Below are 21,186 nucleotides of genomic sequence, written 5' to 3' on the forward strand. Positions count from 1 at the left end.
GACTCCCAGATCAGACCCACACCCATGGCCAAAGGTTGTACGTTCCGTGAAAACCGCTGGCCGGGCTAGTCGAACCAGCGGTCCCGCGCCAGTTCGCCCGTCCGCGACGGGTCCTCAAGGAGCGCGGCCACCTCGAAGCGGCGCGGCCACTGGCGGGCCGCCCAGGCCAGGCCCGCGGCGACGCCCTCCACGGTCGCGGCGTGCACCGTGCCGTCGGGGGTGCGGCGCCACTCCAGGTCCACGCCGTCCACGACGAGCTCCTCGTGCTCGCGGTACGTCGCCGGGGTGGCCGGGCCGAGCAGGACCCGCACGGACTCGGGCACCTCGTGCTCCACGCCCGACGCGGGGTCCACCTCCGCCCGCACGTACGCGCTCAGCCGCTCCGCCTGGAGCAGCTCCGCGAGGTCACCGGCCCGCGACGGGGCCACGGGAAGCAGCGGCAGGCCCGCCGTCAGCGGCAGCAGGTCGGGAACGTCCGCGACCACCGCGTCCCCGGTGTCGACGCACATGACCTCACCGCCCTCGCCGCCCAGGACCACCCGCACCTCGTCCGGCAGCGTGACCTGCTCCGGGTCGACGTCGGCCAGCGCCCCGTACAGGGCGTGCAGCTGCGCCGGGGAAACGGTCCGCTCCGGGTCCGCGAGCCGGTCGAGCAGCTCGGCGGCGCCGCCGGGCTCGGCGAGCAGCGCGCCCACGGACGTCCGGACGCCGAGCGCGCGCAGCACCTGCTCGTCGTCGAACCCGGCCGCGTCGGCGGAGTCGTACAGGCCGTCGAGCAGCGGATCGCCGCCCGCCGCCCGCAGACCGGCCGGGCGGCGGCCGTCCAGGACCGGGTGGCCGCGCAGCCACCAGGCCGTGTACGGGCGCACGCTCTCCGTCGTGCCGTCCGGGAGCAGCACCCGCACCGGCTGGGTGAGGGCGTCCCGCAGCGGCGGCCGGGACAGCAGCGCGAGCGCGCGCGGCCACTGGTCGTCGGCCACCAGGTCCAGGTCCCGCACCGCCACGATCTCCGTGGCCACGGGCGGCACCGCCGTGTCCGGAAGGCGGTCGAGCACGTCCTCGCACCACACGTCGACCGCGTCCAGGAGGCCCGCGTCGTCGGGCTCGGCGAAGTCCCCGTCGCGGGGCTCCAGGTCGTCCGGGTCGAGGACCACGTCCGTGGCGCGTACGAGGGTGAAGGAGGCGAGGACCCCGCAGGCGGCCAGCGGCTGCTCGCCCCACCGCCCGGCGACGTCCGCGTCCACGAAGGCCAGCTCGCCCTCGCGCATGACCTCGGCGAACGCGCTGCCGGGCAGCACGAGTTCACCGGCGGGCGCGGGCTCGCCGTCCTCGTCGGGCAGCGCGAGCGCGCCGAGCCAGGGCTCGTCGCCGGGCGCGAGGTCGGCGTCGCGGACGAGGCCGAGCACGAGGTCGGCGAGCTCGTCGGCGGCAAGGCCGGCCCGCTCGTCGAGACCGTCGTACCAGGAGTCGTCGTCGAGCGAAGCGGCCACCGCCGCCCGCACCTGGGGCGTCGTCAGGACCGCGCGGGGCGTGGCGGGCAGCGCGCCGAGCTTCTCCAGGAGCGGATGCGCGGCGTCCGCGTGGGCGACCTTCAGGCCGAGCCTGGCCAGGGCCGCGGGCGCGGTCGCGTCCCCCGGCGCGGGCAGCAGGACCTGGCGCGGCCCGATCGTCGTACGCCCGCTCGCCAGCGGCACGGGCAGCCCCGAGAGCCGGTCGGGGTCGACACCGGCGAGGGTGTCGTACAGGCGCCGCCACCAGGACGGCTCCCGCTCCAGGCCCGCGAGCCGGTCGACCGCCTCGGTCAGCGGCACCCGGGCGACGCCGAGCGTGCGCAGCTCGCCCCGGCGCTCCAGGCCCGCGGGCAGCAGACTGGGCAGGACCTCGGCGAGCACCCGCACGGTGTCCGCGCCCGCGCCCTCCACGACCTCCGCGTCACGCGGCCGCAGCGCCTCGGGGGCCGCGTCCTGCGCCCACTCGTCGGCGGGCTCGGGCGCCCGGCCGTCGGCGGGCCCGCGCACCGGAGCCGCGGCGGGCGGCAGGAACGCGGTGCGCGGCAGCCGGTCGAGCACGGCCTGCCGCAGCGCGCCGTCCAGCTCGCTGCGGCCGAGCGGCCCCGGCACCAGGCCGATGACCGCCTCCGTCACCGGCCGCCACCCGGCGAGCAGTTCGGCGTACGCGTCCGCCGCCCGCTCCACCAGGAAGTCCGTGAGCGGCCCCGGCGCGGCGTGGCGGCGGCTGGTGTCCAGCGGGAACGTGCCGATCAGCAGCGCGGGCACGCCGAGCGGCTCGTCGCTGGGGGTCGGCGCGTGCAGCACCGGGCTCGTCCTCGGCGCCCCGGGCGTGCCGTCGTCGCCCACCGGCACGGCCCAGGTGAGCTGCCAGTACGGGCGGAGGCGTTCCTCCACGGGGCGGTCCGCGAGCAGCCGCGTGTCCAGCTCCCCTGCACGGGTGACGGTGCGCCAGCGCGTCGTGCCCTTCCGGGTGTCCGCCACGACGGTGTCCGCGCCGTCGGTGGAGCGGCGCAGGACCCGGGTCGTGCCGTCCGGGGTGCGGACGGAGACCTCCTCCAGGCCGGGCAGCGCGAGCAGCAGCGCGTCGTCGATGCCGGCCAGCAGCCGCGTGACCAGGTCCTCGGCGGCGACGTCCCGCAGCGGCAGGATCACGACCGTGTCGTATCCGTCCGGAGCGCTGCCCTCGGCCGCGAGCGGAAGCCGCAGCAGCGGTACGTGGCCGTCGCGCCGCCGCACCTCGTCGCCGAGGCCCGGGCTGAACCTGGCCGTCTCGGCGGCCAGTTCGCGGGCCTCCGCGAGGGACCAGCGCACCCCTCCGGTACGGCCCACCACGGCGGGCTCGTCCGACACGGAGAGGACGGCGGCGAAGCCCACGCCGAAGCGTCCGGTGGTCCGCCGCAGGGCGTCGCCCTCCCGCTTCGCGGACGCCCTGAGCGTCGCCAGGGACTCCACGCCCGCCGCGTCCAGCGGGGCGCCGGTGTTCGCCGCGGCGAGGACGCCGTCCTGGAGGGTGAGCGCGAGCCGGCCCGGCACGCCCGCCCGGGCGGCCGCGTCCGAGGCGTTCTGCGCGAGCTCGACGACCAGGCGGTCGCGGTAGCCGCCGAGGGCCAGGTCCTCCTCGGCGTTGGCGTCCTCCCGGAACCGGGCCGGGCTCGCCGCCCAGGCCTCGAGCACGGAGCGGCGCAGACGGGCGGTGCCGAACGGGTCGGTGCCCTCGGTGGCAGGCCGCACGGTCTTGCTCACGGTTCGTCGCCCTTCTCCGGTTGGCTGTGGGGGCGAACCGTATCGCGTCCCGCGCCGGGCGCCCTCCGGGGGCTCGGGCCGCGCCCTCGCCGCGGAAGCCGTGGCGGCACAGGAGCCGTGGCGGCTAGGAGTGGCCCAGGTCCTCGTTCGCCCCCGGGTCGGCGGGCGGGACCGAGCCGGAGTCGGGGGCGGGCCGCAGCGGCAGCTCGTCGACCCTCGTCTCGTCCAGGACCGGCGGGGCGGGGCGCGGCGGCTTCGGCATGACCGCGGCCTCGGAGTGCCCGCCGCAGCCGTACGCGAGCGAGACCACGTGGCCGTCAGCGGGACCGAACTCGTTCGCGCACACGCCGAAGGCCTGCCCGAGCGAGCCCCCGATGGGCACCAGGAAGCCACAGCTCACACAGGACGCGGGCGCGGCCTGCGCCATCGGCGTCTTCGCGCCGTACCCCTCGTCCCAGCGGTCGGCGGAGGTGTGCAGGCCGTACCGGGAGAGCACCCGGGCGCGGCGCATGCCGAGCTCCTCGGCGAGGGCCGCGAGGGAGCCGCGGGCGGGCACGGCGTCGGTGGCGGTGGCGTCCGTGTCCCGGACGGTGTCCGTGCCGTCCGTGGCGTCGGCGTACTCCGCATCGGCGTACTCCGCGTCGGCGCGCTCGGCCAGCTCCTGCGACAGGACGGAGTTCGGCGGCGGCGCGTCCTCGCCGGAGTAGCCGGGCTCCAGGCGCAGGTCCTCGGCGTCCGTCGGCAGGAGGTCGCCCGGGCCCATGTCGCCGGGGCGCAGCCGCTCGCTCCACGGCACCCACTCGGGCGCCAGGAGCGCGTCAGGGCCCGGCAGCAGCACGGTCTCGTCGAGCGTGACGACCTTCGCGCGGGAGGCGCGGGCCACGGTCACCGCCCAGCGCCAGCCGCGGTAGCCCAGCTCCTTGCACTCGAAGAGATGCGTGACGACGCGGTCGCCCTCCACGACGACCTCGACATGCTCACCGACCACCCCCGGCGCGGCGGCCTCCTCGGCCGCGGCCCGGGCGAACCCGACGGCCTCGGCGCAGAGGCGGTCGGGGGTACGCGGGGTGCGCTGGGTGCGGCTTCGCGTTGTCGCTGCGCTCACAGGTATCGCTTCTCTCCTACGCCGTCTCACGGGTGCGCCACCCTTACGCGGGGGCACGGACGGAGCGGACCAGGGGGCCGCGTCGACGTCCGCGCCCGACGTCACGGGCGCGCCTACGCCATCCATTCTGCGGGATGGCCATGAGGCGCGCGGCCGAGAGCTTCCGCCGCAGGCGCGTTACGCACGCTACCTGTTCCTGGCCCCTGGGCCCACACCGGCGCCCGTCCCGAGCCCCCCGATCCGGGACCGCCCCACCGAATTCTTCCCTCCCACCCGCCCGCCCGTCCCGGCCCCGGCGACCCGGCCCGGCCCCGACCTGGCGGCTCGCGGGCCGTCGTCCGGCTGTCCGCCCCGGGGTCAGGTCGGAGCCATCCAGCCCGTCCGGCGATTGAGGACAAGCGCGGTAGCGCGGTGTGCGAGCGGGGCGGCGGTCGAAGGCGGGCGCGCGGCGCGGGGGAAGTGCCTGGTCCGTGGTTGAAGGGGCGGTGAAGGGGCGGGTGGGCGGGGGGAAACATGTGGGGCGCCCGGTGCGGCAAAGTGCCTGGTCAAGGGCGGATGAGGCGACATGGGGGGACGTCGGGCGGGAGAGGTGCCACTAGTCGGGGGCGGAAGGGGGCACTATGACTGGGTGGCTGGCGTCAGGTCGTCGTCGTCCCACGGGCTGCACTCCCCCCGCCCGGCAGGCAGGGCAGCCCGTGCGCTGGCCCGCGCGCTGCACCTGCCGTTCACCGGAACGGCCCGCGGCATCCGCAAGGCCACCCACGCCCACGGAGCGGGCGAGTCCGGCCTGGGCAAGCTGATCGAGCTGCACGCGGTGAACGGCGCGGGCGACGTGCTGATCACCATCTCGCTGGCGTCCACGGTGTTCTTCTCCGTGCCGACCGACGAGGCCCGCGGCCGCGTCGCGCTGTACCTCGCCATCACCATGGCACCCTTCACGCTCCTCGCCCCCGTCATCGGCCCCCTCCTGGACCGCCTCCCCCACGGCCGCCGCGCCGCGATGGCGGGCGCGATGCTGGCGCGGGCGCTGCTCGCGCTGATCCTGTCGAGCGCGGTGGCGACGGGCGGCCTGGAGCTGTACCCGGCCGCGCTCGGCGTGCTCGTCGCGTCGAAGGCGTACGGCGTGGTCCGCAGCGCCGTCGTGCCCCGGCTGCTGCCGCCCGCCTTCTCGCTGGTGAAGGCGAACTCCCGGGTGACGCTGAGCGGGCTGCTCGCGACGGGTCTCGCCGCGCCCGTCGGGGCGGGGCTCCAGGCGCTCGGGGCGCGCTGGCCGCTGTACGGGGCGTGCGTGGTGTTCATCGCCGGGACCGTCCTTTCGTTCACGCTGCCCCGCAAGGTGGACTCGGCGAAGGGCGAGAGCAAGGCGCTGCTCGCGGCGGACGAGGAACATCTGCGCCTGGCCCGCGCCAGGGACCGCGGGGACTCGACCCGCAGGAGCCGCCTCGGCCTGCGGACGGTCGGCCCCGCCGTGACGCACGGCCTGGCCGTCAACGCCGCGCAGCGCGGACTCTCCGGCTTCCTGATCTTCTTCCTGGCCTTCCTGCTGCGCGAGCATCCGCTCGGCGGGCAGAGCGCGGCGGTGTCGCTCGGCATCGTCGGGGTCGCCGCGGGCACGGGCAACGCGCTCGGCACGGCCGTCGGGGCGTGGCTGAAGTCGCGCGCGCCCGAGATGATCATCGTGACCGTGGTGGCGGTGGTGCTCGGGGTCGCGGTGTGCGCGGCGCTGTTCTACAGCCCCGTGGGCATCGCCTGTCTGGCGGCCGTCGCGGGCTTCGCGCAGGCCCTGTCGAAGCTGTCGCTCGACGCGCTGATCCAGCGGGACGTACCGGAGGCGGTGCGCACGTCCGCGTTCGCCCGCGCCGAGACGCTGCTCCAGATGGCCTGGGTGGTAGGCGGCGGCATCGGCATCGCCCTCCCCCTGAACGGAACGCTGGGCCTCTCCGTGGCGGCGGCGATCGTGGCGATCGGCTGGCTCCCGACGGTACGGGGCCTCTTGGCGGCGGCCCGCCGGGGAGGCAGCCGCAGGGTGTTGGCGTAGCCGGACGGGGGGCTGCGGGGAGGAACCCGCCGCGGTAGCGGCGGGCAACCGGACGACGGCCCGCGAGCCGCGAGGTCGGGGCCGGGCCGGGTCACCCGGGTGACACGGGTGGGCGGGTGGGAGAAACCCGCCGCGGTAGCGGCGGGCAACCGGACGACGGGCCGGGAGCCGCCAGGTCGGGGCCGGGCAGGCGGAAGCCGGGGCGATGCGGGTGGGCGGGTGGGAGGGAAGGCCCGCCGCGGTAGCGGTGGGGCGGAGGGCCGCGCCGGAGGCGGCCCGGCGGGGCGGCCGGTATGGGCCCAGGGGCCAGGAGATAGCCTTCCGCCATGACCTCCCTGGTACCCCGCTCAGCGCGCAGCCGCCGCGCCGTCGCCTCCCTCGGCGCCGTCTCCGCCGGACTGCTCGTCCTGTCGGCCTGTGACAAGCCGACGCCGCTGGCCACCGTGACGGTCGGCAGCAAGTCCGTGCACTCCGAGGCCTCCTGCTACAAGGACGGCAAGGAGCTCACGCCGTCCGCCGTACAGGACTGCCTGAAGGACACGAAGGACATCAAGTCCATCACCGTCGACCCCGACGAGAAGGTCCGCTTCGGCGTCGACCCGGAGATCGCCGACAAGGGCTGGACGCTGCTGATGAACGGCCAGCCCCTGACCGAGGCCAGCAAGAAGACGTACGTCGTCATCCCGGGCAGCGTGTTCTTCAACCAGCAGTACGGCGGGGGCGGCTCCTCGACGACCGTCAGCCTCCTTGAGGGCGGCAAGAGCGAGGGCGGCGCGCCGAAGGCCACGGGCCTGTGGTCGTTCAAGCTGAAGAAGGACAAGGACGCCTGACCCTGACCGGGACCGGGCGGGGCCCACGCGTCCTGGTGGCCACCGCGGTCCCCGCCGAACGGGACGCGGTGGCCTCCGGCCTGTCCGCCGGAGCGGGCCCCGCGAGCGGCGCCGGCCGCGTGGACGTGCTCGCCGTCGGTGTCGGCCCCGCGGCCGCCGCCGCGGGCACCGCGGCCGCGCTCGCCACCGCCGCCGCGCACGGCACCCCGTACGGCCTCGTGGTCTCCGCCGGAATCGGCGGCGGGTTCCCGCCGGACGCGCCGGTGGGGTCGCTGGTCGTCGCCGACGCCGTGACCGCGGCCGACCTGGGGGCCGAGACGGCCGACGGCTTCCTGCCGGTCACCGAGCTGGGCTTCGGCCGGGTCACGTACGAGCCGCCGGGCACCCTCGTCCGGGAGCTGGCCGCCGCGGCGGGCGCAGCGACAGGCACGGTCCTGACGGTGTCGACCGTCACCGGTTCCGCCGAGCGCGCGGCCGGGCTGCGCGCCCGCCATCCGCGTGCGCTCGCGGAGGCGATGGAGGGCTTCGGCGTCGCCGAGGCCGCCGCCGTGCACGGGCTTCCCGTGTGCGAGGTGCGCGCGGTCTCGAACCCGGTGGGCCCGCGCGACCGGGCCGCCTGGCGCATCGGGGACGCCCTCACCGCGCTCACCGGGGCGTTCGGGAAGTTCGCGCCCGTACTGGAGAGTTGGAACAGGCATGACTGACACCGCCCCCGGGCCCCTGCGCATCGCGTACTCGCCCTGCCCCAACGACACCTTCGTCTTCGACGCCTGGGCGCACGGCCGGGTGCCGGACGCGCCCGCGCTCGACGTGACGTTCGCGGACATCGACATCACCAACGGCATGGCCGAGCGCGGCGAGTTCGACGTGCTCAAGGTGTCGTACGCCGTGCTGCCGTACGTCCTCGACGAGTACGCGCTGCTGCCGTGCGGCGGCGCCCTCGGCCGTGGCTGCGGGCCGCTGGTGCTGACCCGGGAGCCGGGCCTCGACCTCAGCGGCAAGAAGGTCGCCGTGCCGAGCGAGAGGTCGACGGCGTACCTGCTGTTCCGGCTGTGGGCCGCGGACGTCCTCGCGGACGGCGTCGGGGAGATCGTCGTGCTGCCCTTCGACCGGATCATGCCCGCCGTGCGGGACGGCGAGGTCGACGCGGGGCTCGTCATCCACGAGGCGCGCTTCACGTACCAGAACTACGGCCTGCACCGGCTCGCCGACATGGGCGAGCACTGGGAGGCCACGACGGGCCTGCCGATCCCGCTGGGCGCGATCATCGCGAAGCGGTCCCTCGGCGAGGACGCGCTGCGGGGGCTCGCGGACGCCGCGCGGGCGTCGGTGCGCGCGGCGTGGGACGACCCCGAGGTCTCGCGTCCCTACGTCCTGGAGCACGCGCAGGAGATGGATCCGAAGGTGGCCGACCAGCACATCGGCCTGTACGTCAACGAGTTCACGGCGGACCTGGGCGAGGACGGCTACGCCGCGGTGCGCGGCCTGCTGACCCGCGCCGCCGCCGAGGGCCTGGTCCCGGCCCTGGCCCCGGGGGCCCTGGCCTTCCCCTGACTCCGCCCCGCAAACGCCGGACGGGCTGAAGATCCAGCCCGTCCGGCGTTTGAGGACGAGGCGCGAAGCGCCGAAAAGCGGCGCACGGGACCCGCGGTCACACGTCCAGCTGGTCCGCCACCGCGCGCAGCAGGCCCGCGATCTTCGCGCCGGAGGCCTTGTCGGGGTAACGCCCCTTCTCCAGCATGGGGGTGATGTTCTCCAGGAGGGTGGTGAGGTCCTGGACGATCGAGGCCAGTTCGTCCGGCTTGCGGCGCTGCGCCGCGGCGACCGACGGCGTCGGGTCGAGAAGCGTCACCGAAAGGGCCTGGTCTCCCCGCTGGCCGGCGACCACGCCGAATTCCACGCGCTGGCCGGGCTTGAGTGTGTCGACGCCGTCGGGCAGTACGGAGGAATGCACGAAGACGTCGCCGCCGTCGTCGCGGGAGAGGAAGCCGAAGCCCTTCTCGCTGTTGAACCACTTGACCTTGCCGGTAGGCACGTGAAGTCCTCGTCCTCGTACTAGTCGTCGTATCGGCGGCACCGCGCCGCCTTCGGCGTGGACCCTCCGGTCCCCGTCCGCCGGGCGAAAACGGCTCTGGATAGCACTACAGCGGGTCGCACGACCCGCCAGCACCAAGACTATTGGTCCCGGGGCCGGTGACAAGACGTCCCCGGTTTCTTCCTTCGCGCTGGGAACTACCCTGGTCCGGTGCGTGACAAAACCCAAGCGAATTCCACCGGACCGGGCGACGGCCTCGTCCGGATTGGCGCGATCGTTTTCTTCGTCGGTGCCGTGGCCACGCTGGTCACGGTGGCTCCGCTGTTCCTCGGCGGCGACCCTTTCCCACCCGTGGCCTATGCGGTGTGCATGCTGATGGGCGTGGGTTTCCTCATCGCCGGGGCAGGCGTGTTCCGCTCCATCGCCGTGCAGCGGCGTCAGGCCAGGTCAGCGGCGGGCCCATCGGCCACGTGAGCCGCGAGCCAGGCCGGGAACTGGCTCAGATCGCCGAGTACGACGTCGGCGCCCGCCGCGCGCAGTTCCTCTGCGTCGCACGGCCCGGTCGCCACCGCTACGGAGAGCGCGCCCGCCGTACGCGCCCCGCGTACGTCCCCGGTGTGGTCGCCGACGTACACCGACGCCCCGTACTCGTGCAGGGCCTGCGCCTTCCGCTCCGCCCACAGATTGCCGACCACGGCGTCCGCCGCGATGCCGAGGTGCTCGATGTGGAGCTTGGCGTTCGGTTCGTACTTGGCGGTGACGACTATCGCGCGGCCGCCCGCCGCGCGCACCGCGTCGACGGCCGCGCGGGCGCCGGGCAGCGCGGGCGTCGCCGCGATCGCGTATGTGGGATACATCTCACGGTAGAGCTCCGCCGTCGCCGCGACCTCGGTGGCCGGAAACCAGTGGGCCAACTCCTGTTCCAGGGGCGGCCCGAGGCGGGTCACGGCCAGGTCCGCGTCCACGTACACACCGGTCCGCTCGGACAGCGCCACGTAACAGGCGTGGATGCCGGGCCGGGAGTCGATCAGGGTCATGTCGAGGTCGAAGCCGACGGTGAGCGCGCCGCCGTCCCGGGTGGTCCGTGCAGTCCGTGAGGTCATGGCGCCCATTGTGCCGGGGGGCCGAGGACCCGGGCGGGGCGGCCGGACCCCCTTATGCTTCTTAGCCAAGCCTTACCAATCTTCGCCCCGTTCCGCGGCGGACCCCCTGCCGCCCTCGCCCTGCGAAACGAGCCAGCCGATGCGTGTGAACGCCAGACGCGCCGTCGCGATGACGGCGGCCGTCGTGGCCCTGCTGCTCGCCGTCCTGTTCAGCCTCGCCGTCGGCGCCCGCGCGATCGCGCCGTCCGCGGTCCTCGACGCCCTGCTGCACGGCGGGCACGGCGACGCCGCCGAAGTGGTCCGCGAGATGCGCGTGCCGCGCACGGTCCTCGGCGTCATGGTCGGTGCCGCGCTCGCCGTCGCGGGCACCGCGCTCCAGGGCATCACCCGCAACCCCATCGCCGACCCCGGCATCCTCGGCATCAGCCAGGGCGCGTCGGTCGGCGTGGTCGTCGCCATCGCGTACGCGGGCACGCACACGCTCACCGGCTACGTCTGGTACGCCTTCACGGGCGCGGCCCTCGCGGCCGTCGCCGTCTACGCGATCGCCGCCAGTGGCCGGGGCGGCGCGACCCCCGTCAAACTCGCCCTCGGCGGCGCTGCGATCAACGCCCTGCTCGTCTCCGTCACCACGGGCGTCCTCACCACCCGGGCGTCCGCGCTCGACGAGTTCCGCTTCTGGCAGGTCGGCGCGCTCTCCGGGCGCGAGGCCGCGATCGTCGGCCAGACCTGGCCGTTCCTGCTCGCCGGGCTGCTGCTCGTCCTTTCCGTGGCCCGCGGTCTCGACGCCCTCGCCCTCGGCGAGGACGTGGCCAAGGGCCTCGGTCAGAACGTCGCCCTCGTCCGCGTCGTGGGCGGCCTCGGCGCCACCGTTCTGACCGGCGTCGGCGTGGCCGCCGCCGGGCCCATCGCCTTCATCGGCCTCGCGGTTCCCCACATCGCCCGCGCCGTCATCGGCGGGGACCACCGCTGGGTGCTTCCGCTCGCCGCCCTCCTGGGGCCCGTGATGCTCCTCGTCTCCGACACGGTGGGCCGGATCGTCTTCCCGCCGAGCGAGGTCCCCGCGGGTGTGATGACCGCCCTGATCGGCGTCCCGTTCCTGGTGACCCTCGTCCGCAGGAAGGCGGTGGCGGCGTGAGCCCCGACGTCCTCGCCGCCCCGCGCCGGGTGCGTCCCGCCGGGTACGCGGTCGTCCGCCTGGGCAGGGCCACGTTCCTCGCCCACCGCAGGGCGACCGTCGTGGCCACCGTCCTCGCGCTCCTCCTCGCGGCCGCCTGCCTGGCCTACCTGTGCGTCGGCGAGACCTACGTCCAGCCCGTCGAGGCCCTGAAGGTCGTCCTCGGCAGGCCCTCGGCGGACGAGCTGGTCGTGGGCACCCTCCGCGAGCCGCGGATGACGGTGGGGCTGCTCGTCGGCGCCGCCTTCGGCGTCGCGGGCGCGCTCATCCAGACCGTCGCCCGCAACCCCCTGGCCAGCCCCGACATCATCGGCATCAGCCAGGGCGCGAGCGCGGTGACGGTCGCCGCGATGACGTTCGGGCTCACCTCGTACACGGTCCTGCCGTATCTGTCCGTGGCGGGCGGCGTCGCCGCCGCGCTCCTCGTGTACGCCTTCGCGTGGCGCGGCGGCCTGCACGCGACGCGGTTCGTCCTGATCGGCATCGGCTTCGCGATCGCGCTGCGGTCCGTGACCACGCTCTTCATGACGAAGGGCGACTACCTCGTCGCGCAGCAGGCGCAGATCTGGATGACGGGGTCGCTGAACGGCCGCGGCTGGCCGGAGGCCGGGCCCCTCGCCCTGACGCTGCTCGTCCTGCTGCCGTGCGTGGCCTGGGCCGCCCGCGCCCAGCGCACCGTGTCGATGGACGACGACACGGCGACCGCGCTCGGCGTGCGGCTCGGCCGGGTGCGCACCGGGCTCGTGCTGCTCGGCGTCGTCCTGGCGTCGGTGGCGACCGGGGCCGCGGGGCCCGTCGACTTCGTGGCGCTGCTCGCCCCGCAGATCGCCCGGCGCCTGACCAGGACCGCGCAGATCCCGCTGGTCAGCTCGGCGCTGCTCGGCGCGATCGTCGTCGTCCTCGCCGATCTGCTCGCCCGGCGGCTCTTCTCGCCCACCGAGCTGCCGGTGGGCGTCCTCACGGCCGCCGTCGGGGCGCCCTATCTGATCTGGCTCATCGTCCGCAGCCGTTCCGTCCGCAATGGAGGCACCGCGTGAGCGCCCCCGCCGGCGCGCGTCTGACCGCGCGCGAGCTGACCCTCGCCTACGAGGACCGTACGGTCGTGCACGCGCTCGACCTCGCGATCCCCGACGGCGCGGTGACCGTCGTCGTCGGCCCGAACGCCTGCGGCAAGTCGACGACGCTGCGCGCGCTCGGGCGCCTCCTCAAGCCCAGGGGCGGCGCCGTCCTGCTCGACGGCGAGGAGCTGGCGAAGCTGCCGACGCGGCGCATCGCCCAGCGGATCGGGCTGCTCCCGCAGACCCCCGTCGCGCCCGAGGCCATCACCGTCGCGGACCTGGTGGCGCGCGGCCGCCAGCCCCACCAGCGGTGGTGGCAGCAGTGGTCGGACGCCGACGAGCGGGCCGTCACCGAGGCGATGGAGCGCACCGACGTGACCGCTCTCGCCGAGCGGGCCGTCGACGAGCTGTCGGGCGGGCAGCGGCAGCGCGTGTGGATCGCCATGGCCCTCGCGCAGGAGACCGAGCTGCTGCTGCTCGACGAGCCGACGACGTACCTGGACATCGCCCACCAGGTCGAGGTCCTGGACCTCGTACGGCAGTTGAACCACGACCGGGGGCGGACGGTCGCGGTCGTCCTGCACGACCTGAACCAGGCCGCCCGCTACGCCGACCACCTCGTCGCCATGAAGGAGGGGCGGGTGGTCGCCGAGGGCGCGCCGCGCGACGTCGTGACCGCGGAGCTCGTCCGGGACGTCTTCGGGCTCGCGTGCGTGGTCGTCCCCGACCCGGTGACGGGCTCGCCGCTGGTGGTGCCGGGCACCCCGTGGCGGCCCCCGGCCCCGGAGGGCGAGAAGCCCTCCCCCGACGAAAGGTCCTCCTCATGAACCGCAGCTCCCGCCGCCGCGTCCGTACCGTGGGCGCCCTCGCCGTGACCGGCGCGCTCGCGCTCGCCGGGTGCGGTTCGTCCGACGACGACAAGGACGCCGGCTCGGGCAGGACGCACGTCGTGAAGACCGCCATGGGCGAGGTGAAGGTGCCCGTGGCGCCCGAGCGGGTCGTCGTGCTCGACACCGCCGAGCTGGACTCCGCGCTCACCCTCGGCGTGAAGCCGGTCGGCGCCACGCACACCGACGCCTCCAGCGGCTTCCCCGGCTATCTGCCGGAGGACGAGCTCACGGGCATCAAGGACGTCGGCGAGATGATGAACCCGAACCTGGAGGTCATCGCCGGTCTGAAGCCGGACCTGATCCTCACCTCCAAGATCCGCCACGGCGCGAAGTACGACCAGCTGAAGCAGATCGCGCCGACCGTCATGACGGAGACCACCGGCTACCCCTGGAAGGCGAACTTCCGGACGCACGCGGACGCGCTCGGCAAGAAGGCCGCGGCGGAGAAGACCGTCGCCGCCTACGACGCGCACGTCAAGGAGGTCACGGCGGCGATCGGCGGCCCGGCGAAGGCCAGGGCCACCGAGGTCAACGTGGTGCGCTTCGTCCAGGGCGCCGACATCCGCATCTACGGCGAGCAGTCGTACATCGCCACGATCCTCAAGGACGTGGGCCTGGGCCGCGCGCCCGTCTCCCAGAAGGCCAAGGACGGGTTCTCCTACGACGTGAGCCCCGAGAAGATCGACCTCGCCGACACGGACGTCATCTTCCAATCGACGTACGGCGATCCGAAGAAGGCCAAGCAGACGCAGACCGTGAACAGCGGCCTGTGGAAGAACATGAAGGCGGTCAGGTCCGGCAACGTCCACGTCGTCGACGACGAGCTGTGGCTCCAGGGCATCGGCTACACCGCGGCCGACGAGGTCCTGGACCAGCTGCGGACGGCGCTGGCGAAGAGGAAGTAGCCGCCGCGGTACGGGAGTTCGCCCGGGGCGTCCGCGCGGCTACTCGGGCTTGCTCCGCTGCGACCGCCACACGAGGAACAGGGCGGAGGCCACGGCCGCCGCCCTGACCACCCACGGCCAGGCCTCCTCGACCGCCGCGTTCATCTGGCCCTTGGCGATGGGCTCGCCCCACTTGCCCTGCGACCGGCCCCACAGCCAGGCGATGCCGCCCGCGATCGTGAGCGCGGGCACGGCTATCACCGCGGCCTTCTTCTCGGCCGGGCTGAGCTTGCGGGAGAACCACGCGACGATCCAGCCGCCGCCGAGTGCGAACCAGTTGCCGATGACCGCGCCGACGACGAGCGCGGCGGCGGCGAGCAGCAGGACGGGGTTGCTGAGGGAGCGGACACCGGCGAGCACACCGGCCCCGGCGGAGCCATCCGGAACTGACTCTTCCGAGCCGGGCGCTTCCTCGCCGGGGGGCTCCTCGGCGGCAGGCCTCTTCGCGGCGGGGCCCCTGGCAGGACCCTTGGCAGGGCCCTTGGCGGCAGGGCCCTTGGCGGCGCCGCCCTTGGTGAGCGGTGTCCTCCTGGCGGGCGGCGCGTCCTTCGTCAGGAGCGGGAGTATGCCGAAGCGGCGGCGGCGCGCCTCGTCCGGCGCGGCCTCCTCCTCGGCGTCCTCGTCGGCTTCGGAGTCCTCGGCCTCGTCGGGTCCGTCGGCTTCTTCGGAACCGTCCTCCGCCCGCTCCCTACCGGCCCCCTTCTTCTCCAGGTCCGTGGGCGGCCGTCGCAGCATCTCGGGGATCTCCACCCCGCCCACGAACCCGTGCACGGTGTGCGCGCCCTCCTCCGGGACGCGCTCCACCCGCCACCAGTCGGGTTCCAGGTCCGGTGGGCTGTCGCCGAGTTCGTCGGTGCCCGCGAGGTGGGGCGGGGCGGGGCGCGGCGGCTCGGGGGCGGGCGGGCTCGCGGGCCCCGCCGGCGCGGCGGCCCCGGCGGCGCGGCGCGGGCGCGGCACCACCCGGCGCGGACGCCTGGGCTCACGCGACCGGGACGGAGCGGGCGACGAGGGCGCGGACGCCGCGGGCGGCGGGGGCGCGGCGGGCGCGCCCGTGGCGTCGGCGGCGGCGGTGACCAGCTCGTCCGGGGAGCCGATGCGGTCCAGGATGCGCCGCACCGCGGCGGGGCTGTCGGCGGCCTTGGCGCGGCGGCGGTCGATCTCGCCCCGGAGTTCGGACACGAGCCGCATACGGGCGGCGGACGACAGCTGGCGCTGCTGCGCGAGGTCGCCGACGCGGCTCAGATAGTCGAAGACGAGCTGGTCGCTCTCGATCCCCACGAAGTTCCCTCCGGGGCTGCGGTGTTGAGGTGGGCCCGGACAACGAAGTTACCGCGCCGCCGTGACCCGGCAGGTGACGGCCCCTGGCGGCGGGGTCGGGCGTCAGTCGTCGGCGAGCTCCGCGACGCCCGTGACGCGGTGCAGCGGATAGGTGCGGACCTCGTCCGCCGTGTGGTCGTACGCGGTGACGAAGCCGCCCTCGACGCGGACCGGGGCGATGACGCGCTGGCTCGCCGCGCCTTCGGCGTTGACGTAGCCGATCCACAGGGCCTCGCCGGTGAGGACGGCGGCCTGCACGGTGGCGAGGGTCTCGGCGGACGTGGTGCGGGGCAGCTGGCCGGTCGCGGCGGGCGCCGCCTTGCGCGGGGTCGTGGAGGCGAGGTCCCCGGCGCGGATGGCGCGTACGGCGGCGTCGATGAGCGTGGCGTCGGGCAGCGGCGGCCCGTCGGGAACCGGCTCGGGGGCGGTGCGCGGCGGCGTCCGGTGGCTGTGCGCGCGGGTGATCAGGACGTCGCCCTCGGCGCTCTCGGCGGCGGGCGCGAAGCCCATGGCGCGCAGCCCTTCGAGGAGCGTGGAGGGGTCGGCCTGGGCGGCGAGCACGGTGCCCGCGAGGCGCCGCAGCCGCAGCCCGTGGGCCCGCTTGTCCGCGAGGATCTCATCGAGCACGCCCTCGTCGTCGCACCGCACGTACGCGGAGGCGGCACCGACGCGCAGATGGCCGTGTCTGCGGGCCACGTCGTCGATGAGGTACGCGAGGGGCTGCGGGACGGGCGTACGGGAGTGCGCGGCGAGGAACGCGTGCAGGTCGGACGCGCTCTGCCCGGTGTCGAGCGCGCGACGCACGGAGCCCGGCGTGAACCGGTAGACGGTGGCGCCGCCCTTGGACTCCACGTCGGCGAGCACGGCGAGGGCGTCCGCGAGGGGGCGCCGCAGCGGCCCCGGCGCGACCGCGGTGAGGTCGGCCTGGAGCAGGACGTGGTCGAGGGGTTCGGGGAGCAGCGGGGCGAGGCGCCGGGCGGCCTCGGCACCGGCGGCGGCCCGCTCGGCGGCGGACGGGGGCGCGCCCTGCGCCAGGGAGTCCGCGGGGGGCCGCCCGGCGAGCAGCGCGCGGCCGTGGGCGGCGAGCGCCCCGCGCCCGGTGATCCCGAGGAGCTCCGCCTCGCTCAGCGTCCACCGGGCCAGGCGGGCCCGCGGCTCCGTGGCGCCGCCGCCGGAGGGGCGCTCCCAGCGCAGCCGGTCGAGCACGGACTCCTCGGCGGGCGCGGCGCCTTCGGGCAGTCCGGCCAGGAGGGCCAGGACGCGGTGGCGCACCTCGGGCGCGGCGGAGCGGTCGAGCCCCGGGCCGAGCGCGGACAGGGTGCGGTCCTTGCTGTCGCGCCCGCCGACGAGGCCCGGGGTGCGGGTGGCCTCGTACCAGGCGGTGGCGAGCCGGGCCCAGCGCTCGGCGGGGGGCAGCTCCTGCCAGCTGTCGTAGGCGGGGGTCGCGGCGTAGCGCTCGTCGGCCTCGCCGTCGGCGGCCAGGAGCCCGGCGGCGTAGGCGAGTTCGACCCAGAACGCGGCCTGGGGCTCCGCCGCGTCCAGGGCGACGGCGGTCCGCTTGAGGTCCCGGACGCTCAGGCCGCCCGCGCGCAGGACGGCGGGGCCGCCCTCGTCCCAGTCCTTGAGCAGCTCCTCGACGGTGGCGAGCGCGGTGTAGGCCTGCCCGGCCGCCGTCGCGTCCACCACCTGGGGGCGGTGTTCGCGCGCGACCTCCACGGCCGGGGGCGACGGCTCCAGGACGCGGTGGGCGCGGCCCCCGCGCAGGTGCAGCGCGGCCTCTCGGGGCAGGACGACCGTGCCCGGCGCGGTCGGGAGCAGCAGGCCCCGGTCGAGCAGCCAGCGCAGATGGGGGGCCGGGTCCGCGGTGACCTGCCCGTACGGCGGGCCCCACACGAGCCGGGACAGGACCTCGACGGACTCGGCGGGCGCCTCGTCCAGGAGGTGGGACATCCGCTTCTGGTCGGTGAAGAGCGCGGTGAGGGACTCCACGGCCGACACCGCGTCGTGCGTGGAGGCGAGCCCGGCGGCCGTGACGACGCTCTGCACCCGGCCCGGTGACATCCCCGCCGTGGCCTCCGCGACCGTCGGGCCGAGCCCCGTCGGCGAGGGCCGCTGCGGCGTCGGCGCGAGCAGCTCGCGCGCGGTGCGCACCAGGCGCAGACGGCTCTCCGCGCCCCAGACGAGCGCCTGCCTGCGCAGCGTCGTCAGGGCCCGGTCGACGGCCTCGCCCGGCGCGGGCGCGAGCAGCCCCGCGAGCTCCTCGTACGACGCCGGGTCCGGGGCCACGGCCAGGGCCTCGGCGACCTGCTGCGCGAACCGGTCGAGGCGTTCCAGGGCACGTACCACCGACGCCCGCGTGCCCGCGCGGGTGGCCAGCTGCGTCAGATCGTTGGGCACGGGGCTGACGAGGTCGGGCCGGGATCGCAACAGCGCGACGAGCGTCGCGTCGTCGCTCGCCCGGAGGGCTTCCGCAAGGGAACGGGGGGCTTCCGGGGTACTCATCCTGGCAACGGTAGCGGGTCACCGGCGGGCGCCGGTGTGCCGTGCCGCACGCGCCCCGGCGGGCAAGCGGGACCGCGCGCCCCCTCGGGCGGCGCGGGGGCGGCGCGGGGGCGGCGCGGGGGCGGCGCGGGGGGCGGCCCGGGGGCCGGAGCGGGGGCGGCCCGGGGGGGGCGGAGCGGGGGCGGCCCCGGGGGGCCGGAGCGATCACTAGACTGGCTAGAACGTTCTTTCCAGAAAGGCCATGGCAGCTCCGGTGTCCGAGTCCCGCCCGCACGCTCTGTTCTCCTTCGGCACGCTCCTGGACGAGCACGTCCAGACGACCCTGTTCGGGCGCGCCGTGCCCCGCTCCCCCGCGGCCCTCGCCGGGCACGCGACCAGGCCCCTGACCATCACCGACCCGGACGTCATCGCCACCAGCGGCCTGGACGTGCACCTGACCCTGGAGCGCCGCGTCGGCGCCGAGGTCGAGGGCGCCGTCCTCCGCCTGACCGACGCCGACCTCGCCGCCGCCGACGCGTACGAGGTCGACGACTACGTACGGCGGCGGGTCCGCCTCTCCTCAGGGGAGAGCGCCTGGGCCTATCTGGACGCGCGGCCGCTGCGCCCGGCGGCGCGCATCGTGATCGTCGGCGACAGCATCGCCTACGGCCGCTGCGACCCGTACGGCGGCTGGGCCGCGCACCTGGCGTCCGCCCACATCGCCGCGGACGAGAGCGCCCACCGCGTCTTCAACCTGGCCATCCCCGGCAGCACCCTCGCCGACGTCGCCGCGCAGACGCCCGCGCTCCTCGCGCCCCGGCTGCCCGACACCCTCCTGGTCGCCGCGGGCATCAACGACTCCGCCCTGCCCGGCGGCCTCGACCGGCTCGCGGACCACCTCGGCGCCCTGGCCGCCGCGGCCCACGCCCACAACGCCCGGCTCGTCGTCGCGGGCCCCCTCTGGCTGGACGAGTCGAGGACCGCCGACTACGAGGGCCTGTGCTTCACCGAGGCCCGCGCCCTGCGGCTGCGCGAGGGCCTGCGCTCCTGGTGCGCCGGGCACCACACCGACTTCCTCGACCTGTGGGACCCCCTGCACACCCGCCCCGACCTCTTCACCGACGGCCTGCACCCCACCCCCGAGGGCCACAAGACCCTCTCGGTGCACCTGACGGCCCTGACCGGCTGAACCCGGCGCCCGCCGAGCACGGCGCCCCGGCGACGGGGCGCCATGCGGCACACTGGAGGTTTGGCCACCCGGCTGATCTCCAGCAGTGATCGCAGCAGAAAGGGCCCTGAAGTCGTGAATGGACCCCTCATCGTCCAGTCGGACAAGACGCTCCTGTTGGAGGTCGACCACGAGCGGGCCGACGCCTGCCGTCGTGCCATCGCCTCGTTCGCCGAGCTGGAACGCGCCCCGGAGCACATCCACACGTACCGCGTGACGCCGCTCGGGCTGTGGAACGCGCGGGCGGCGGGGCACGACGCCGAGCAGGTCGTGGACGCCCTGGTGGAGTTCTCGCGGTATCCGGTGCCGCACGCGCTGCTCGTCGACGTCGCCGAGACGATGGCCCGCTACGGCCGGCTCACGCTCAGCAAGCACCCGACGCACGGCCTCGTGCTCACCACCACGGACCGGCCGGTCCTGGAGGAGATCCTGCGGTCGAAGAAGGTCCAGCCGCTCGTCGGCGCCCGGATCGACCCGGACACGGTCGTCGTGCACCCCTCCGAGCGCGGCCAGATCAAGCAGACGCTGCTCAAGCTGGGCTGGCCCGCCGAGGACCTCGCCGGATACGTCGACGGCGAGGCCCACAAGATCGACCTCAACGAGGACGGCTGGGCGCTGCGGCCCTACCAGCGCCAGGCCGTCGAGGGCTTCTGGCACGGCGGCAGCGGCGTCGTCGTGCTGCCCTGCGGCGCGGGCAAGACCCTCGTCGGCGCGGGCGCCATGGCCGAGGCGAAGGCGACCACGCTGATCCTCGTCACGAACACCGTCTCCGCCCGCCAGTGGAAGCACGAGCTGATCAAGCGCACCTCGCTCACCGAGGAGGAGATCGGCGAGTACAGCGGTACGAAGAAGGAGATCCGGCCCGTCACGATCGCCACGTACCAGGTCCTGACGACCAAGCGGAAGGGCATCTACCCGCACCTGGAGCTCTTCGACTCCCGCGACTGGGGGCTGATCCTCTACGACGAGGTGCACCTGCTGCCCGCGCCCGTCTTCAAGTTCACCGCCGACCTCCAGGCGCGGCGCCGCCTCGGGCTGACCGCGACCCTCGTCCGCGAGGACGGGCGCGAGTCGGACGTGTTCTCGCTCATCGGGCCCAAGCGCTTCGACGCGCCGTGGAAGGAGATCGAGGCGCAGGGGTACATCGCGCCCGCCGACTGCGTGGAAGTACGCGTCAACCTCACCGACAGCGAGCGCCTCTCCTACGCCACCGCGGAGGCCGAGGAGAAGTACCGCTTCTGTGCGACGACGGCCACGAAGCGGAAGGTGACGGAGGCGATCGTCCGGAAGTTCGCGGGTCAGCAGATCCTCGTCATCGGCCAGTACATCGACCAGCTGGACGAGTTGGGCGAGCATCTGAACGCGCCCGTGATCAAGGGCGAGACGTCCAACGCCCAGCGCGAGAAGCTCTTCGACGCCTTCCGCGAGGGCGAGATCTCCGTGCTCGTGGTGTCCAAGGTCGCCAACTTCTCCATCGACCTGCCGGAGGCGACCGTCGCCATCCAGGTCTCGGGCACCTTCGGCTCGCGGCAGGAGGAGGCCCAGCGCCTCGGCCGCGTGCTGCGCCCGAAGGCCGACGGCCACCAGGCGCACTTCTACTCCGTGGTCGCCCGCGACACCATCGACCAGGACTTCGCCGCGCACCGCCAGCGGTTCCTGGCGGAGCAGGGGTACGCCTACCGCATCGTCGACGCGGAGTCGCTGCTCGCGGAGTGAACGGGGCGAA

At 75.2% G+C, this 21,186-nt stretch carries 17 protein-coding genes; 11 read left to right on the forward strand and 6 right to left on the reverse strand.

Annotation, left to right across the window (positions count from 1 at the left end):
* Nucleotides 1-65: 65 nt before the first annotated feature.
* Together C9F11_RS18675 and C9F11_RS18680 are read right to left on the reverse strand one after the other, a co-directional pair.
* Nucleotides 66-3,254: a molecular chaperone Hsp90 gene (locus C9F11_RS18675; protein WP_138960373.1), complete on the reverse strand. Its 3,189-nt coding sequence runs from the start codon at nt 3,252-3,254 to the stop codon at nt 66-68.
* A gap of 124 nt (nt 3,255-3,378) precedes the next feature.
* On the reverse strand, nt 3,379-4,359 hold the full coding sequence (locus C9F11_RS18680) for a DUF3027 domain-containing protein (protein ID WP_138960374.1): 981 nt from the start codon (nt 4,357-4,359) through the stop codon (nt 3,379-3,381).
* A 661-nt stretch (nt 4,360-5,020) separates the two neighbouring features.
* Here C9F11_RS18680 and C9F11_RS18685 point away from each other — a divergent pair.
* The 4 genes from C9F11_RS18685 (at nt 5,021) to C9F11_RS18700 (ending at nt 8,781) form a co-directional block, all read left to right on the forward strand.
* Nucleotides 5,021-6,397 (forward strand): MFS transporter, encoded by a 1,377-nt coding sequence (locus C9F11_RS18685; RefSeq protein WP_138966678.1) that lies wholly within the window; start codon nt 5,021-5,023, stop codon nt 6,395-6,397.
* Between the two features lie 326 nt (nt 6,398-6,723).
* On the forward strand, nt 6,724-7,227 hold the full coding sequence (locus C9F11_RS18690) for a DUF2771 domain-containing protein (RefSeq protein WP_138960375.1): 504 nt from the start codon (nt 6,724-6,726) through the stop codon (nt 7,225-7,227).
* Between the two features lie 2 nt (nt 7,228-7,229).
* Nucleotides 7,230-7,931, forward strand: coding sequence for a futalosine hydrolase (locus C9F11_RS18695; RefSeq protein ID WP_249402198.1), 702 nt, complete (start codon nt 7,230-7,232; stop codon nt 7,929-7,931).
* The gene (locus C9F11_RS18700) at nt 7,924-8,781 is read left to right on the forward strand and encodes a 1,4-dihydroxy-6-naphthoate synthase (RefSeq protein ID WP_138960377.1); all 858 of its coding nucleotides are present in this window, start codon (nt 7,924-7,926) and stop codon (nt 8,779-8,781) included. Before C9F11_RS18695 ends, C9F11_RS18700 begins: the two co-directional genes overlap by 8 nt.
* A gap of 97 nt (nt 8,782-8,878) precedes the next feature.
* Here C9F11_RS18700 and C9F11_RS49855 read toward each other — a convergent pair whose 3' ends face one another.
* Nucleotides 8,879-9,262 carry a cold-shock protein gene (locus C9F11_RS49855; protein WP_030363393.1) on the reverse strand — a complete coding sequence of 128 codons (384 nt, stop codon included), beginning with the start codon at nt 9,260-9,262 and terminating at the stop codon, nt 8,879-8,881.
* A gap of 210 nt (nt 9,263-9,472) precedes the next feature.
* On the opposite strand from C9F11_RS49855, the gene C9F11_RS18710 reads away from it, so the two are divergent.
* Nucleotides 9,473-9,736 carry a hypothetical protein gene (locus C9F11_RS18710; RefSeq protein ID WP_138960378.1) on the forward strand — a complete coding sequence of 88 codons (264 nt, stop codon included), beginning with the start codon at nt 9,473-9,475 and terminating at the stop codon, nt 9,734-9,736.
* On the opposite strand, the gene C9F11_RS18715 is transcribed toward C9F11_RS18710, so the two are convergent.
* Nucleotides 9,700-10,365: a haloacid dehalogenase-like hydrolase gene (locus C9F11_RS18715; protein ID WP_138960379.1), complete on the reverse strand. Its 666-nt coding sequence runs from the start codon at nt 10,363-10,365 to the stop codon at nt 9,700-9,702. The two genes, C9F11_RS18710 and C9F11_RS18715, sit on opposite strands and share 37 nt — an antisense overlap.
* A gap of 139 nt (nt 10,366-10,504) precedes the next feature.
* On the opposite strand from C9F11_RS18715, the gene C9F11_RS18720 reads away from it, so the two are divergent.
* From C9F11_RS18720 to C9F11_RS18735, 4 genes are read left to right on the forward strand one after another with little or no spacing between them, the layout of a single operon-like run.
* The gene (locus tag C9F11_RS18720) at nt 10,505-11,503 is read left to right on the forward strand and encodes an iron ABC transporter permease (RefSeq protein WP_138960380.1); all 999 of its coding nucleotides are present in this window, start codon (nt 10,505-10,507) and stop codon (nt 11,501-11,503) included.
* A complete protein-coding gene (locus C9F11_RS18725) occupies nt 11,500-12,579 on the forward strand; it encodes an iron chelate uptake ABC transporter family permease subunit (protein WP_138960381.1) in 1,080 nt (359 codons plus the stop codon). The genes C9F11_RS18720 and C9F11_RS18725 overlap by 4 nt, the downstream gene beginning before the upstream one ends.
* Nucleotides 12,576-13,427 carry an ABC transporter ATP-binding protein gene (locus tag C9F11_RS18730; protein ID WP_138960382.1) on the forward strand — a complete coding sequence of 284 codons (852 nt, stop codon included), beginning with the start codon at nt 12,576-12,578 and terminating at the stop codon, nt 13,425-13,427. The genes C9F11_RS18725 and C9F11_RS18730 overlap by 4 nt, the downstream gene beginning before the upstream one ends.
* Nucleotides 13,424-14,395 (forward strand): iron-siderophore ABC transporter substrate-binding protein, encoded by a 972-nt coding sequence (locus C9F11_RS18735; protein WP_138960383.1) that lies wholly within the window; start codon nt 13,424-13,426, stop codon nt 14,393-14,395. The genes C9F11_RS18730 and C9F11_RS18735 overlap by 4 nt, the downstream gene beginning before the upstream one ends.
* 39 nt (nt 14,396-14,434) lie before the next feature.
* Here C9F11_RS18735 and C9F11_RS18740 read toward each other — a convergent pair whose 3' ends face one another.
* Nucleotides 14,435-15,712 carry a hypothetical protein gene (locus C9F11_RS18740; protein ID WP_138960384.1) on the reverse strand — a complete coding sequence of 426 codons (1,278 nt, stop codon included), beginning with the start codon at nt 15,710-15,712 and terminating at the stop codon, nt 14,435-14,437.
* A 102-nt stretch (nt 15,713-15,814) separates the two neighbouring features.
* Nucleotides 15,815-18,253: a helicase C-terminal domain-containing protein gene (locus tag C9F11_RS18745; RefSeq protein WP_138960385.1), complete on the reverse strand. Its 2,439-nt coding sequence runs from the start codon at nt 18,251-18,253 to the stop codon at nt 15,815-15,817.
* Between the two features lie 241 nt (nt 18,254-18,494).
* On the opposite strand from C9F11_RS18745, the gene C9F11_RS18755 reads away from it, so the two are divergent.
* Both C9F11_RS18755 and C9F11_RS18760 read left to right on the forward strand, forming a co-directional pair.
* Nucleotides 18,495-19,421 (forward strand): GDSL-type esterase/lipase family protein, encoded by a 927-nt coding sequence (locus C9F11_RS18755; protein ID WP_138960386.1) that lies wholly within the window; start codon nt 18,495-18,497, stop codon nt 19,419-19,421.
* A 114-nt stretch (nt 19,422-19,535) separates the two neighbouring features.
* Entirely contained in the window at nt 19,536-21,176 is a 1,641-nt protein-coding gene (locus C9F11_RS18760) for a DNA repair helicase XPB (RefSeq protein ID WP_138960387.1), read from the forward strand.
* Nucleotides 21,177-21,186 lie beyond the last annotated feature (10 nt).

This window comes from Streptomyces sp. YIM 121038 (assembly GCF_006088715.1).
GTDB lineage: Bacteria > Actinomycetota > Actinomycetes > Streptomycetales > Streptomycetaceae > Streptomyces.